The organism is Streptomyces sp. CC0208 (assembly GCF_003443735.1).
GTDB classification, from domain to species: domain Bacteria; phylum Actinomycetota; class Actinomycetes; order Streptomycetales; family Streptomycetaceae; genus Streptomyces; species Streptomyces sviceus.
Genome location: NZ_CP031969.1, coordinates 4,053,480 through 4,067,521 on the forward strand (window position 1 = coordinate 4,053,480; position 14,042 = coordinate 4,067,521).

11 protein-coding genes are annotated in these 14,042 nt (G+C 65.8%); 4 read left to right on the plus strand and 7 right to left on the minus strand.

Going from position 1 to position 14,042, the window contains the following annotated elements; all coding sequences use genetic code 11:
- Positions 1–112 precede the first annotated feature (112 nt).
- The gene (locus tag D1369_RS18465) at positions 113–736 is read left to right on the plus strand and encodes a hypothetical protein (RefSeq protein ID WP_007383637.1); all 624 of its coding nucleotides are present in this window, start codon (positions 113–115) and stop codon (positions 734–736) included.
- 138 nt (positions 737–874) lie between these two features.
- Here the strand turns inward: D1369_RS18465 and D1369_RS42980 are convergent, their stop codons facing one another.
- From D1369_RS42980 to D1369_RS18475, 4 genes are all read right to left on the minus strand, one after another.
- Positions 875–1,333 (minus strand): hypothetical protein, encoded by a 459-nt coding sequence (locus D1369_RS42980; protein ID WP_007383636.1) that lies wholly within the window; start codon positions 1,331–1,333, stop codon positions 875–877.
- Positions 1,330–1,926: a helix-turn-helix transcriptional regulator gene (locus D1369_RS18470; RefSeq protein WP_158680146.1), complete on the minus strand. Its 597-nt coding sequence runs from the start codon at positions 1,924–1,926 to the stop codon at positions 1,330–1,332. The genes D1369_RS42980 and D1369_RS18470 overlap by 4 nt, the downstream gene beginning before the upstream one ends.
- Positions 1,923–2,270 carry a type II toxin-antitoxin system RelE/ParE family toxin gene (locus tag D1369_RS42985; protein ID WP_162951021.1) on the minus strand — a complete coding sequence of 116 codons (348 nt, stop codon included), beginning with the start codon at positions 2,268–2,270 and terminating at the stop codon, positions 1,923–1,925. The genes D1369_RS18470 and D1369_RS42985 overlap by 4 nt, the downstream gene beginning before the upstream one ends.
- An 815-nt stretch (positions 2,271–3,085) precedes the next feature.
- Positions 3,086–4,762: an HNH endonuclease signature motif containing protein gene (locus D1369_RS18475; protein ID WP_118082525.1), complete on the minus strand. Its 1,677-nt coding sequence runs from the start codon at positions 4,760–4,762 to the stop codon at positions 3,086–3,088.
- A gap of 2,939 nt (positions 4,763–7,701) precedes the next feature.
- On the opposite strand from D1369_RS18475, the gene D1369_RS18480 reads away from it, so the two are divergent.
- On the plus strand, positions 7,702–7,938 hold the full coding sequence (locus tag D1369_RS18480) for a hypothetical protein (RefSeq protein WP_106433621.1): 237 nt from the start codon (positions 7,702–7,704) through the stop codon (positions 7,936–7,938).
- 161 nt (positions 7,939–8,099) lie between these two features.
- Here D1369_RS18480 and D1369_RS18485 read toward each other — a convergent pair whose 3' ends face one another.
- A complete protein-coding gene (locus tag D1369_RS18485; RefSeq protein ID WP_007383631.1) occupies positions 8,100–9,017 on the minus strand; it encodes a LysR family transcriptional regulator in 918 nt (305 codons plus the stop codon).
- Positions 9,018–9,148: 131 nt separating this feature from the next.
- Here D1369_RS18485 and D1369_RS18490 point away from each other — a divergent pair, with 131 nt between their 5' ends.
- Positions 9,149–10,147, plus strand: coding sequence for a DMT family transporter (locus D1369_RS18490; protein ID WP_106433515.1), 999 nt, complete (start codon positions 9,149–9,151; stop codon positions 10,145–10,147).
- A gap of 94 nt (positions 10,148–10,241) precedes the next feature.
- Positions 10,242–10,457, plus strand: coding sequence for a hypothetical protein (locus D1369_RS18495; RefSeq protein WP_033416453.1), 216 nt, complete (start codon positions 10,242–10,244; stop codon positions 10,455–10,457).
- Here D1369_RS18495 and mgtA read toward each other — a convergent pair.
- Both mgtA and D1369_RS18505 read right to left on the minus strand, forming a co-directional pair.
- A complete protein-coding gene (gene mgtA, locus D1369_RS18500) occupies positions 10,430–13,186 on the minus strand; it encodes a magnesium-translocating P-type ATPase (RefSeq protein ID WP_007383628.1) in 2,757 nt (918 codons plus the stop codon). The genes D1369_RS18495 and mgtA overlap by 28 nt on opposite strands.
- 148 nt (positions 13,187–13,334) lie before the next feature.
- Positions 13,335–13,694 carry a metalloregulator ArsR/SmtB family transcription factor gene (locus D1369_RS18505; protein WP_007383627.1) on the minus strand — a complete coding sequence of 120 codons (360 nt, stop codon included), beginning with the start codon at positions 13,692–13,694 and terminating at the stop codon, positions 13,335–13,337.
- Positions 13,695–14,042: the final 348 nt, after the last annotated feature.

A 14,042-nucleotide genomic window follows, 5' to 3' on the forward strand; every position in this document is an offset into this window, starting at 1 on the left:
TGGCGGAGGTGGCTTGTTCGCAGCATATGGACGTTGTGGCGCCGATCAACAGTTGCCAGTCGAACCATACTTGTGCGGTACCGGAGGTGTACTCCGGAGGAGGAGGCGGCACGTGTCCGGAATCAGTCCAGAAGGATTCGAGGTTGGTGGCGTCACGCACGAGTGGCTCATGGGGAGGATGCCTGAGTCCGACCAGGACTGGATCACGGAGCATCGTCTCTTGCTTCAGAAGGAGAACAGCCACCTCCGCCTGTACATCAAACAAGACGATGAGATAGAGCGGCTTTCACAACGCGTGACTGCTCTGACGGAGCAGAACCAGCAACTCGTTGCTGGGAGCGTAGGGCCCGCATTCCATCTCGGTAAGCGCCCAGACACGCCTGAGGAGATCGAAGCCGAGGTCCGTCTTCGCGAGCTTGAGCGGCGCTGGGAAGTGGAGCTCGCAGACAGGAAGCACCGGGCAGACCTTGCCTTTGATCAATCCGGACTCATCCGACGGGCAGAGAACGTTCGCGGCTGGGCGCTGGTGGCCGTGGTCTTTGCGATCATCGCCTCACCTTGGGTTGCCATGATCGCCGGAGTTGCCGCGAAAGACTTCAGCCTCTATGTCACTCCGGTCACGGGCATAGCGGGAGCTATCATCGGTTACTGGTTCGGCCAGGGACAACAGAACCCGCTGCAACCACCGACAATTGCCAACTCCCCGACTGCAGTGCCCCGGTCGGAGCCACAGTAGAGGGCTGCGGCGGTTATGTGCGAGCGAGCGGGCCCCGACCTCTACTCGGTCGGGACCCGCTCGTTTTCCGCTACTGACGGTAGATCGGCGGCCCGGAATGGCAAGTCGTCTGACAGCGCTGGCATTCCTGATCACGATTCACCGCGAAGACCCCGTTGCGACTATCGAAAAACCCTGGGCCTTATTTGGCTGTTTGAGCAGCCCCAGGGTGAAGTTTGCCAGACCGATGCGGCCTGCTAGATCATGAATGTGCTGCCTGAGGTATGGATAAGCAGTCATGACCGCGATGTTGGTGCCAAATGACTCGTACACCGATTCGCTTACTTCATCGCCCTCGAAGAGGAAACTGGTGAGCAACACTACCGAGAGGTCAGCCACGAGTTCCTCGGAGGCGTCAAAGGCTTGGCAGGCCAGCGTGAAGCGGTAGTCGACGGCGCCAGGACGAGATGAGAGTGCCGTATCCAATGAAACGTCGGCTCGCTCGGGGGCGGCCCCCGAATGCCTGACTGCATGGCATTCTTGAGCGACTATCCCGCGCAGGTCGACGCGAGCCACAAAATTGCTGAGCTGTGCGAAATCACCCTGCGGATCGGTCACGAAGTGGCCTCACTTCGGATCGGGTGAAATTCCTGGTCTGGCGAGATATCGGGCAGCGATACTTCCGCCGTGTAGCCCCGAAATTCGTAAGGCGCCCCTCCACTTGAGTCCGTTGGAGCCATGCGCATCTCCACCATCATGGTCGTCAGATGGTTCGACATGAAGCGAGCTTGCAGAGGTTCGCTTGTTACGGAGACGTACCTGTGGCTGGCGTCGTCACTGTAGATAATCTCGCTGGAAGGATTACTCAGACTCGACTCCACCCAGTCCTGCTTCAACGCAGGAACCATTTCCCGTCGTTCAAGGACGGCCTTGCGAGGCTCCCCAGCCTTGACCAATCGGATGTCCAGCTCATACCCCATGGCGCTCAGATAGTTAGCCATGGTGGTTACGCGCAGGTTCCCATCGCCCCGGAAAACCTGGCTGACTGCTGACTTGCGAAGGTGAAGGCGCTCGGCCAGTTGGGATTGAGTCAGACCGCTAGCTTCAAGCGCCCGGTGAAGGATTCGCAGCGCTTCCCTCCGCAATCTGGTTGCAGCCAACAGTTGAGCACCGTCGTCGCTGCTTGCAAATCGATCATAGAGAGACTTCACGATTTTGCGTCCTCCTCTCGCACCCAAAGCGCTTTAAGAATTTCCTTTCTAGGGGCCCATCGGGTTCCTTTGATGAACCCATGAGTGAGGCGCACTGCGCCCACTTTGGTCCCCGGCACGTCGAAGAATGGAAGCCGAACATCTCCCGGTTTCAATTCTCGAATTCCATCTTCAAGATTGTTAATTTCCCTCGGGAATGTTAATTCACGGTGTGCGAAGTCTTCTAATACCATCAAGATATCCGCCAGCCGTGCTCGGTCCTTCTTTTTCCTCGACCCCTCCAGGCTGAGAAAGAATTCGTCACACTTGTAACTACCGTCTGTCGTTCGGGCGGCCTCGACCATGTGCTTGCGTCCGGCCTCGTAGTAGATCCGACTACAAGCTGTGCACACCCGACGATTCAGTCCAGTTATGACTGTACCCCCCCGCCCCAAGGGCCAACAAGACAGAAGAGTGATCGTTACCCAACTACAGCCTGTTGGCCTATACCGATCAAGGCTGGGCGCGCGTCACTCTCTGTCATTACATACCCTCCCGCAAGCCCAGCCACACGAGATGGCTAGGCGGCTACCGTAGCGGCCGTCTTTGGTCCGGTGAAGGCGATGGGCGAACGTGACCCCATGGAGTTAACGGAGGTTGTGAACAGAACCTCTGTCTTCTTTACGTGATGGGGTGGCCAAGTTCTCATTTGCGTGCTCGGCGGGTGCGAGGTGCCGATCAAGGAATCGAATGCGTGTTTGCCTATGAAGTTGACCGCGTGCCCCAGCGAGTCCGTAGCCAGGCGTCGGCACCTGCGCTGGATGAGCGTCCGGTTGCCCGCATTCCGACTGCCCGGGCACTCAGGCGTGCTGGTCTGTCAGTTGACCGCCTGCCGGGTGACATCAACGGCTGACATCAACAGGGGCGTACAACTACACACGGCGGTGGACTCGTCATCGTTTGATGGACCGGTGGGTCCCAGGTGGCCAGGCTCGATGGCCGTGATCGATGCGCCTACGGATCAGATGTCTTGTGGGCCATGCGTGGGCCAGAGGTGCGGAAACGTCGAACTCTCGCAGTGTTTCCGCAGGTCAGATCAGGAGGCCATGCTCGTACGGCGACGCTCTTGAAAGCCGTTGACGTGCCGGCGCCTCGCCGCGAGTACGCCGACACGCACGAGTCAATCGAGCATCGCCTCATGGAGGCGGCGCGCAGTAGCAGTGAGCAGGCGCCGAAGATTCTCCCTGTTCTCGCCGTAGGTCTTGAGGGCGTGGCAGTTGGGGCACAGGGCGATCATGTTCCAAGGGACATCGGGTCCCTTCTTGGCGAGGTCCTTGACGTGGTCGACCTGCAAGATTGGCAGTCCGGCTGTGGTCAGCTCGGTGGGATGCCCTGCGCATTGGGGGTTTTCGCACCTGCCGCGGCAGCGCTTGATGACGGCAGCTCGCGCGCTGGGGTCGCGGACGTACTTGTCGGCCAGCGTCGGCTTCTTCAGCCCGCGGCGCCGCTCGGCGTTGGCCTCGGCTTTCTGCGCGAGACGCCGATACGCATCCTCGTCGCTCTCCTCGGTGGTGGGGGCTTCAAGGGCGAGGTCGCTGGGACGGTAGTCGTCAGTGTCGTCGTGGAGCTCGCCTGTATCTGCGTCCAGCGCTTCCAGCACTTCGGCAGGCCAGGTCTCCCGCTCTGGGGAGGGGACGGGCGCCAGCACCCAGAGGAACTCGCGGCGGGGCCGTTTATCTTTGCCAACGCCCCACCGCAGTCGGCGTTGCACGATGACGGCCCAGGTTTCGAAGCTGAACTGTCCTTGGAACGGCTTGTGCCAGTAGCGCAGCGGCTGGCCTGCCATCTGGTGTTCGGCCATGAGTTCGTTGCCGTCGATGAGCTTTTGGTCGCCAGACAGGCCGTCGCCCACGTAGGCGATCCAGTTGGTGTCCGGGATGCGCCCATCGGCGTAGGGGCCCTTGTCGTCGGAGAAGGCGCTCAGGATGCCGTCGGCGAGGCAGCCGATCCCTGCCATCTTCTGTCCGCCGTAGACCCGCCAAATAGCATCCCGATCCTTGAAGGTTTCCCCAAGTAGCGGGCGCAAGGCATCTGGCCACCTGCCAGCAAGCAGCTCGTGGAGGCCGAAGTCTTCGAGCAAGCCTGCTGGAAGGGGATGGAAGTAGCGCAGGATCAGCCCAGCAGCCGCGGCTGCCGCGGCATCCGGGTGGGAGCGGAGCAGGTTGTAGTCATCCTCGCGCAGGCCGCCAAGGGGGTTGACCTCGTTCAGAGACTCCAAGGTGGGGCGCCGCCCACGGCTGGTCAGGTTGAGTTCCTGCCCCTGCTCGATGGTCCACAACTCATCGCGAATAAGCGCCCAGAACGGGTAACGGGCTCCGTCCACACCGTCTTCCACCTGGCCGTACTTCACCAGCAGAGGTGCGACAGCATCACGGATGGTCGCCCATGGCTGCATGCGGGGTGCTCCGGCCAGAGCCTGGCCGATGGCCCAGAGCAGAAGGACGGGACGGTGTAGAGCGGGCCCCGTGGCACGTCGGGCCGGCCGGACGTCCCCCACGCGCCGGTGAAAGGACTTGGGGGGCTCCACCACGGTGAAACCCTCTCTCCGAAGCCATGCCACGGCATGCTTGAGGCCCCCGCTGAGCCCCGGAGAAGAGGGCTTGAGCGCTACGCCGAAGTCGTACTTGTGGGCAACGCCAGCTATCGCCTTCGAGTCGTACAAGTTCCCCTCGTGCTCCAGGAGATAGGTAGCCGCAGCACGGAAGCCGTAGAAGTCCCGGAACGCCTCCCGGCCGATCCGGTCGTGCTCCGCAATCGCCTGCAAGATGCCTGCACGAGTGATCTCAGAAGCTGCCATGCGCGACACCGTAGATCACGCCACTGACACTGCAGCCCCTGGCGGCTCATCCGCTCGCGGGACGGCCGGGGCCGCCTCACTGCGGGAATGGCCAGGGATTCGCTACAACAAGGGGAGCGAGACCGGACGGCTGGGCACCTCGCCGCCTGAGTCACCAACCGCACTGCCGTACACAGAGCCGCGCGCCCTCCTGCGGGCGTTCAACTTCCTCGACGTCACCTGTAATTGAAGCGTGGACGAGAGGACGTGCCAGGCTCAAGAGCATCAGCGCTCAGCGGAACCGGGCAGCGAATCTGCGACACACCTCCGACACAGTCACGGCCAGTCCGTTCAGGAGGTGGATATGAATCTACACCGCACAGTAAGTAGCCCATCCTCGCCCATGGAAGCGACATAGGCTATGTCGTCAGGCACCGGACTACCCTCCATCACGGCTTCGCCACGAGCCAAAAGTCCCCGAATGTAACGGTCCTCGAGCCGTCGCGTATGGAGGGTGTCCCCCGCTTGCTGTCCCGCCGGAACGACAGCACTTGGCTCCGCCATGATCGAATCCCGTCTCAGATAACTAGGCGAACGCTACCTGCCTCAGCCGAGCCGGTCCAGTGTCAGGTTTGAAGATCTCGTAGACCGTAGATCCCACCGCAATTGCTGGCATCGGAGAGTTCGAGATAGTCAAACCCTTGTCTACTTCCACTTGGTGGTGCATAAACAAGGAATCGACAAAACAAGCTGCCAAGATCTTCGATTCTCTCAGATCTGCAACCGGATCTGAGCCTCTAGGGGAGACGATAGACGGGGATTCGCGTGGCACTCCAACTTCAAAAGACCCGATTACGCCATACTTCTCCCCGTCTATGCTAAGTGAATGTGCCGGGTCACTGGTGTCGCGTCCGGGCCCATCCGGGATGTACGCGCCGGTGAATCCTTTCAAATTGTTTCTGCTGACTCCTGCAAGGTCGCCTGGAAGTAGGACTCCCCTACCCGAGAAAGACTCTCGTAGCGGCGACTCATACTCTCCGCCAAAATCCCGCATATCAACAAGCAGCATATTTGCGGCCATGTCCGACCAGTACCTATTAGATACGGGCGTTTGGCTAGCCGCTTGACATAGGATTCGAGCCGTCACATTGGCAGCCTGCTGGAGGTCTTCGACCGATTTACTCGACCGAGAAAATACGCCTGCTAGAAAATCTAGAAAAGCTGCTGAGAATATCCGCGAGAAAGAGTGCTTTTCGTTGCAAAGTGAATGCGCGGGGGACCGGATCGGAAGCTCTAGCGGGTCGATGTAGTAGAATTCGTTAGCCATGTCTCGCATGGCCGAAGGTTCGGCTAGTCCTGGCCAACGCCTCCGGACCTCAGATGACAGTTGTTCTGCCATTCTGGAGAGCCTAGATGACTGGTTGATCACTCCGTGAGTCTCGTGAATTACAGCCGAGCAGAAGCTAGGGAGCGTGAGTGAGGACAGCATGGAACAGATGTCGCCAAAAGATTCATGGAAAGCCTTTACTTCTAGGGTCTGAGTCTCGATCAGCTCGGGTCGAAGACCGTCAAGTATTGCATGTCCTACTTCATGACATACGATATCGGGACTCTCGCAGGAGAAGATTCCCGACGGGGTGCGATGGAACTCTAGGCCAAGTTTTTCGGAGGAACGGTGGTAATATCCGCCCAAGCCTTCACCTGCGTAAATCCTAACCGGAAGCACTCCCTTCATTACAGGATGCCAGGAGAGCGAAATCGAGGTCTGCGCTAGCCAGTCCTTTGTTCGGGCTAGGGAATCGCTGGCAGTCCAGTATCGGATTGCATGACGGCGAGTGTCGTCACTATTTGGTTCTCGCTCACTTATTTTACAGGCGAGTGGAGATTCGCCAGGATCCCTGGCGGTTATTCCAATCGGGGTGCGCGAGGAGGGATGTATTCCGGGGTCCTCTTCCCATACATGAACGGTTGGACGACTCACTGCGTCAACGATTTGTTGATCCATGTCCGTTCACATCCGATGCTCTGGGTCTCGCTCTTCTTCCAGAATGACCCTCTCTAGCCACCTGAGCCACTCGGATGGGTCGGGGCATGTGGGACTGGCGTCGAGACTGTGGGACGCGATACATCGGCGCTCCTGTCCGGGAGCCACGCGTCTGTTGGCCTACATAGCTGCCTTGCGGACAAAGCCAGCGCAGTCGGTCCAGGGCAGTGAGGATCAGGTCAGCACCGCTGTCCAATCCGAGCTCGACCGTGCTGGCGTCGCCCTCACTCTCCATCGCAGCAGCCCTGGCCGGTCTCGTCGAGCAGTCAGAGCCCGGTTTCCTCCGGGCAGCCGGCTCCGGCTCGCAGACTGACGGGATCGCATCAATCAGGGGCAGAAACTGGGTGACGTCGTTTGCCCGTCCTGCTGCTACAGAACTGGCTGACCCTCGTGAACTTGGCTGGCTCCCTTGTGCCGCGTCCGGAGTTGTCGCGGTGCCGTCCGCTCGGCCACTGACTTTGTGGATGGACAGCCCACGGGGCGGCGGGCCAGACAAGTCATGAGCAATGGAGAAAACCTGGAGATGATCTTGCGATGGCAGCCCTGTAGCGCCACAGGAGACCGACGCATACCAATGCCTTGACCTGCATCTTTGTCGTCATACACAGGTCGGTGATCTGTCAGGGCCTAATTCGGGACGAAGAGGTCGTGGGTTCAAATCCCGCCACCCCGACAGTTGAAACACCAGGTGAGGCACCTAGGAACGTTCCTAGGTGCCTCACCTGTTTCTGCGTACGTGTCTGCGTGACTACCGCTCCGGGCCCCGCTTGCCGTCGGGCTGAATCTGCTTCCGGTAGACCTCCTCGGTGACCTTCCTACCGATGGCACACCGCCGGGGTGGCGAACTTCCGTCCTGTGCAAACGAGTTCAAGCTCCACACTCAACTCTGGGCCGGACCTCAGGCATGCTCGGCTGCATGAGTGCCTACAGCAGCGACCAGGACTTGCACGTCACCGATGCCACCGGGAATGGCGTCGAGGTGGATGTGGCAACCCACCTGCTGAACGGCACCGTACGACTGTCAGTGCTGTGGACCGATGAGATCTGCCTACGGCCGGATGACGCCGAGCGCGTCGCCCACGCCTTGCTACGAGCCGCCGAACACGGCCGCCGCATCGCCGAGGAACGAGACTCAGGACCAAGGCGTGGTTGACCCGTGCCGGGAGGGGCGCTGGTGCGTGGTGCACGCGGGCCCGCGGACAAGCCCCACCCTGCACACAGAGATCGGGCCCACGTGCAGCCCGGCACCCAACTACGAGCAAACCCCGCCCGGAACAAGCGACTCGGGCGACCAGCAGCACTCGCCGACCGGGGTCAGTGCGCCGCAGGACCCGTGGGCGGGTCGGTGGCTGCTGCGTCTCGGAGTGCTGACAGGAGGAGGCGCAGGGCGGGCTGGTCGAGGGCGGTTTCTCGGGCCACCGCTGAGATCACGCGGATCGGTTCGGGGTTGCGTACCGGGCGGACGACGACGCCGGGGTGGCGGCCGCGCAGCCCCAGCCTCGGCATCAGGCCGACGCCGAGGCCGGCCGCGACGAAGCCCTGCGCGGTGGCGTAGTCCTCGCTGCGGATGACGAAGTCGGGGCTGAACCCGGCCGCCGCGCAGGAGTCGATCACCGGTTCCAGACAGGGGCCCGGCGGTTCGCTGCCGACCCACTGCTCCCCGGCCAGCTCGTGCAGGTCGATGACCTCCCGGTCCGCGAGCGGATGCCCCAGCGGCAGGACGGCCGCGTACGGGTCGTCGAGGAGGTGGACGAGACGGGACCCGTCCCCCGCCCGGCCCCGCGCCTGGACCACCACGGCCAGGTCGGCCCGGCCGCGGGCCACCTCCTGGAACGGGTCGTGCGGGTCGGCGAGTTCGAGGTCGACCCGGACGCCGGGGTGTTCCGCGCGGAGCCGGGCCAGGGCCGGGGCCACCAGCGTGGAACCCGCCGTGGCGAAGTACCGGACGGACAGCGTGCCGATGCGTCCGGCGCGGAGGTCGGCGAGGGCGCTTTCCGCCTGGGCGACCGCCGAGCTGATCAGGGCCGCGTGCTCGGTGAGCAGCAGACCGGCCGGGGTGGGCCGGACCCCCCGCCCGACCCGTTCGAGCAGTTCGGTGCCGGCCTGCTTCTCCAGCGCCGCCACCTGCTGGCTCACGGCGGACGGTGTGTAGCCGAGGTGGGCCGCGGCCGCGGTGACCGTACCGCTGGTGACCACCGCACGCAGGACCTGGAGGCGCCTCACGTCAAGCATGTAGCACAGCTTAACAGACTAGGTAGAACCATTTGCTTGTCCTCACAGTTCGACTGAGGCATCGTCGAAGAACGGGACGGAAGGACCGGACCGACTACCGGGTCGTACGGCGGCCGGACGGAGTAAGCATCGTGAACAGTGGGACACGGAGTCTGCGGGGCGGGGTACGGCTGGCCGTGCTCGCCCTGCTGTGGGGCTCGACCTTCCTCTGGATCGAACTGGCGCTGCGCGGCCTCTCCCCGCTCCAGGTCACGTTCGTCCGCTGCCTCCTCGGCGCGCTCGTCCTCACCGTCGCCTGCTACGCGTCGGGTCGGCGCCTGCCGCGTGGCCGTACCGTCTGGCGGCACATCGTCGTCGCGGCCTTCTTCTGCAACGCGCTCCCCTTCGCCCTGTTCAGCCTGGGCCAGCAGACCGTCGACTCCGGCCTCGCGGGAGTCCTGAACGCCACGACCCCGCTGTGGTCGATCGCCCTCGGCCTGGCCCTCGGCTCGGAACACGGACTGCGCCCGGTCCGCCTGACGGGCCTGCTGCTCGGCTTCGCCGGCACGATCCTCATCCTCGCCCCGTGGCAGTCGGCCGGGGCCACCGGCTGGGGAGCCCTCGCCATTCTCGGCGCGGCCGCCAGCTACGCCGTCGCCTTCACCTACATGGGCCGCACCCTGGTGCGCAGGGGCACCCCGACCATCTCGCTCTCCGCCGCCCAACTGGTCGCCGCGAGCGGGCTGACCGCCGTCGCGCTGCCGGTCGGCGGCCTGGAGTCGATCGACCCGGGCCCGGTGGTCGTGGTCGCGGCCCTGGTCCTCAGCGTCTTCTGCACCGCGATCACCTTCCACCTCACCTACCGGATCATCAACGACGAGGGCGCGACCAACGCCGCCGTGGTCGGCTACCTGCTGCCGGTGGTCTCCGTGCTCCTCGGCGCGGTCGTCCTGGGCGAGGGCCTGAGCGCCCGGGTCGTGCTGGGCATGGCCGTGGTCCTCGTAGGGGTCGGGATGACCCGCCGCAAGGACCCGACGGCCACGGCTCCGGCCCGGACCGGCGAGGCACAGGCACAGGCACAAGCCCAGGAAGAGGAAGAGGCACAGGAGAGCCACGCATCCCCCCGTTCCAAAACCCGCATCCCCCAATGAGAGCCACACCCGTCACGGCATCGGCCTCCCGGGACGATTGCGCAAGCTCTAAACTGTCGGCGTGGACGCAGCGGAGACAGTGCAGACGGCCGACGTGACCGGGTGGGAAGTCGCCGTCCTCGACGGCGGACCGGCCGACGGGATGCGGGTCAAGGTCGCCGACCGGCCCCGGGTCGTGCAGGTGTCGTACCCCTGCCGGGCGGAGGGCGCGCCGTCCGGGGTGCGGGTGGACGGCGTCTACGTCTACCGGCTCGATCACGGCGTGACGGACGAACCCCTGCGCTACGGCTTCGACATCGCCTGCCCCTGAGCGGCGTCAGTCACCGGGAGCGCAACCGTGCGGTGGCGCTCGTACTGCGTCCGCGCCGCCAGCAGGCCCACGGCGTACAGGGCCAGGACGGCCGCGAGCAGTCCGTAGTACACACCGGGCAGCGCGCTCAGCCCCAGGGCCGCGCCCGGCGGGGACGCGGGCAGGAGCAGACCGATCGCGGCCAGTGCGGCGGCGGACCAGGTCACCGGTCCCGGCCGCCGGCCGCCCGGGCCCGGTGAGCCCAGGGACAGCAGCACCATCACCACGGCCTGTGTCAGCAGGTTCTCCGTGAACCAGCCCGAGTGGAACAGCGACTCGTCGTCACCCGGGCCCCGCAGGGCGAAGGCGAGGACACCGAAGGTCGCCAGGTCCGCGACGGCGTTCAGGGCGCCGAATCCGACGATGAACCGAAGCAGCTCGCGAGGGTCCAGGACGCTCGGCCGGCGCAGGGCGGCCGGGGTGGGACGGTCGTGGGCGAAGGCCAGTTGGGCCGCGTCGAAGCACAGGTTCTGGACGAGGACCTGGGCCGGGAGCATCGGCAGGAACGGCAGCAGGAGGCCCGCGGAGAGCATCGCGATCACGTTGCCGAGGTTCGAGGAGAGCGTGATGCGCAGATACGTGGCGATGTTGCCGCCCGCGTGACGGCCGGCGGCGACCGCGTGGCCGATCGTGGCGAGGTCCTTCCCGGCAAGGACGAGGTCGGCGCTCTCCCTGGTCACCCCGGCCGCGTCGCTTGGGGCGATGCCCACGTCGGCGGTGCGCAGGGCGGGCAGGTCGTTGACGCCGTCGCCGAGGAAGCCGACCGTGTGGCCGCCGGCCTGGAGGGCCCGGGTGACGCGGGCCTTGTGCTCGGGGGTGCAGCGGGCGAAGACGGTCGTACGGCGGGCCAGTTCGGTGAGTTCGGGGTCGGTGAGGGTGTCGAGGCGGTCGGCGGTCAGGACACCGGCCACCGGGATCCCCAGATCACGGCAGGCCCGGACCGCGGTGCCCGGATGGTCGCCGGTGAGGACCTTGACGGTGACGCCCCGCCCGGTCAGTCCGGCGAGGGCCTCGGCGGCGGTGGGGGCGAGGTCGTCCCGGAAGGTGAGCAGGCCGCGGAAGGTGAGGCCGCGTTCGCGGAGGCGGTCCCCGGCGGGGCGTTCGGTGGTGGCCACGGCGAGGACGCGCAGCCCGTCCGCGGCCTGCGCGTCGGCCAGGTCGCGCAGCCGGGCGCGCTCGTCGTCGGACAGCGCACACCGCTCCAGTACGGCCTCCACGGCGCCCTTGGTGATCAAGGTGTGCGTGCCGAACCGGCCGGGGGTGCGGACGACCACGGTGGCCAGGCGGCGGACCGGGTCGAAGGGCAGGGCCGTGACGCCGTCGTACGAGGTGAGGGTGTCCTCGTCGGCGGCGGCGAGCAGGGCCTCGTCCAGGGCGTCGGGGGACGGGAGGTCGGCGAGCTGGAGCGACCACCAGGCGGCGGCCGCCGACCGGCGCAGTACCTCGGGGTCGTCGTGGCCGTCCGCGTCCAGTGCACGGTGGACGACCGGGCGGTCCTGGGTGAGGGTGCCGGTCTTGTCCACGCACAGGACGTCCATGGCGCCGATGTCGTGCAGGGCGGGGAGCCGTCGCACGATGACGCCGTGGGTACGGGCCAGGAGGGTGGCGCCGCGGGCCAGGCAGGTGGTGACGACGACCGGCAGCATCTCCGGGGTCAGCCCGACCGCCACCGCGACGGCGAAGGGGAGGGTCTCCAGTCCGCGGCCGCGCAGGGCGGCGTTGGCCATGAGGACCAGGGGCGGGGTCAGCAGCGCGAACCGGATCAGGATCCAGGAGACGCTCTGGACGGAGCGTTGGAAGCTGGTCGCCGGAGGTTTTCCGGTACGGCGGTGGGCGGCGGCGAAACGGGTGTCGCCGCCGGTCGCGGTGACCACGGCGGTGGCGCTGCCGGAGGCGACACTGCTGCCCTGGAAGCAGTACCGGGGGTCCTGGAGGACACCGCCGTCCCCGGGGTCGTCCCCCGCGGACTTCTCCACCGGTGCGGACTCGCCGGTGAGCGCGGCCTGGTGGACGGTGAGTCCGGTCGACCGCAGCAGCCGTACGTCCGCGGGGACCATGTCGCCGGGGCCGAGCCGTACGACGTCGCCTGGGACGAGTTCCTCGACCGGGATCTCGCGGGTGACCGGGGCCGTGTCCTCGTCGGCCCGGCGCTGGACCGTGACGGTGGTCGCCACCAGGCGGCGCAGTCCGGCCGTGGAGCGGTCGGCCCGGTGTTCGCCGGACGCCCGCAGGACGCAGCTCACGACGACCAGCAGGAGGATCACCGAGGCGGTGCCCCAGGCGAAGACGGCGGCCGACACCAGTCCCAGACAGAGCAGCACCGCGGTGAAGGGGTCCCGCAGACTCCGTGCGAACAGGCGGGGCCAGGAGGGGGCCCGGGCATCCGGAACCGCATTCCCACCGACCCGCGCCAACCGCTCGGCCGCCTGCCCCTCGCTCAGCCCACGCGGTCCGCTGTCCAGCCGACGGAGTACTTCGAGGAGGCTCGCGACGGGGGTGCTGCCGCCGGACGGGGAGGAGGCAGCCGGCGCGGTGTCAGGGGCGACCGGAAGCGTGGGGACGGGGGCGGGGGCAGCGGAACCCGGTGGGTCGGGAGAGGCCGCGTCGCCCGTCGGCCCGGCCTCAAGAGCAGGCGCGGCCGAGGCTGCGGCGAAGGATCCGGACGCCGACCGGACCGGATGGGCGGACATCGGATGAGCGGAGATCGGATGGGCGGACACCGCCCGATCCACCACGGCATCCCCGGACCCCGCCCCACCCGAAGCACCGGACCCCGCCCCACCCGAAGCACCAGGCGCAGCAGACGGGGCACCGTCCTCCCCCCGCGCCCCCGACCGCTCAGACACCGGCCTCGCGCAGTCGGTCCGATGCTCCGGAGGGGTTTTCCCGGGCCGTCAGCTGGCCGACCATGACGCGGACCACGGTCACGATGTCGGGGTCGTCGACGTAGTAGATCTGCCGGCGGCCCTCGCGGCGCGCCCGCACGAGGCCGGCGAGTTTCAGTTTCGCCAGGTGCTGGCTGACCGCGGGCAGCGCGCCGCCGACCCGGTCGGCGAGGTGGGTGACGTCGCTCTCGCCCTGGGACAGCGCCCACATGATGTGCAGCCGGGCCGAGGAGGCGAGCAGTCCGAACACGGCGGCCGCCTCGGCGAGCACCTCGGCCGACGGGTCCTGGAAACCGCCGACGATCTTCGCCACAGCCCTCGCCCGTCCTCTCGGGTCAACCGCATCGATCACTTCGAACCGCCGGACCAAGTGTAGGGGCGGCCCAGTGATCGTCCCGCTTCGTCCGGTACCGGTCCCTCCCCTCGTGGGGACCGGTACCGGAGGAAGCGGGTGACCGTGGGCGGAATGTGGCCGAGAACGTACGGCGCGCTGGTTGGCGTGCGGGGCGCCGGGCTGGTGGCCTGTCATGGCGTCGCCCGATGGCTGCGCCGCAGGCCATGATCCTGCCAGCCAGGGGGTCCACAGAGGAGGTTACGGTGCCGGAGGCAGTGCGTTACCGCAGGTCAGCCATATAAAGTGAGTTTTCCGGTCCGGATTCAA

Bases quoted from the DNA above. Each gene is read 5' to 3' on its own strand.
- D1369_RS18485 (WP_007383631.1), bottom strand. From the start codon at position 9,017: ATGCTTGACGTGAGGCGCCTCCAGGTCCTGCGTGCGGTGGTCACCAGC.
- D1369_RS42985 (WP_162951021.1), bottom strand. From the start codon at position 2,270: ATGGTCGAGGCCGCCCGAACGACAGACGGTAGTTACAAGTGTGACGAA.
- D1369_RS18475 (WP_118082525.1), bottom strand. From the start codon at position 4,762: ATGGCAGCTTCTGAGATCACTCGTGCAGGCATCTTGCAGGCGATTGCG.
- D1369_RS18480 (WP_106433621.1), top strand. From the start codon at position 7,702: ATGAGTGCCTACAGCAGCGACCAGGACTTGCACGTCACCGATGCCACC.
- mgtA (WP_007383628.1), bottom strand. From the start codon at position 13,186: ATGTCCGCCCATCCGGTCCGGTCGGCGTCCGGATCCTTCGCCGCAGCC.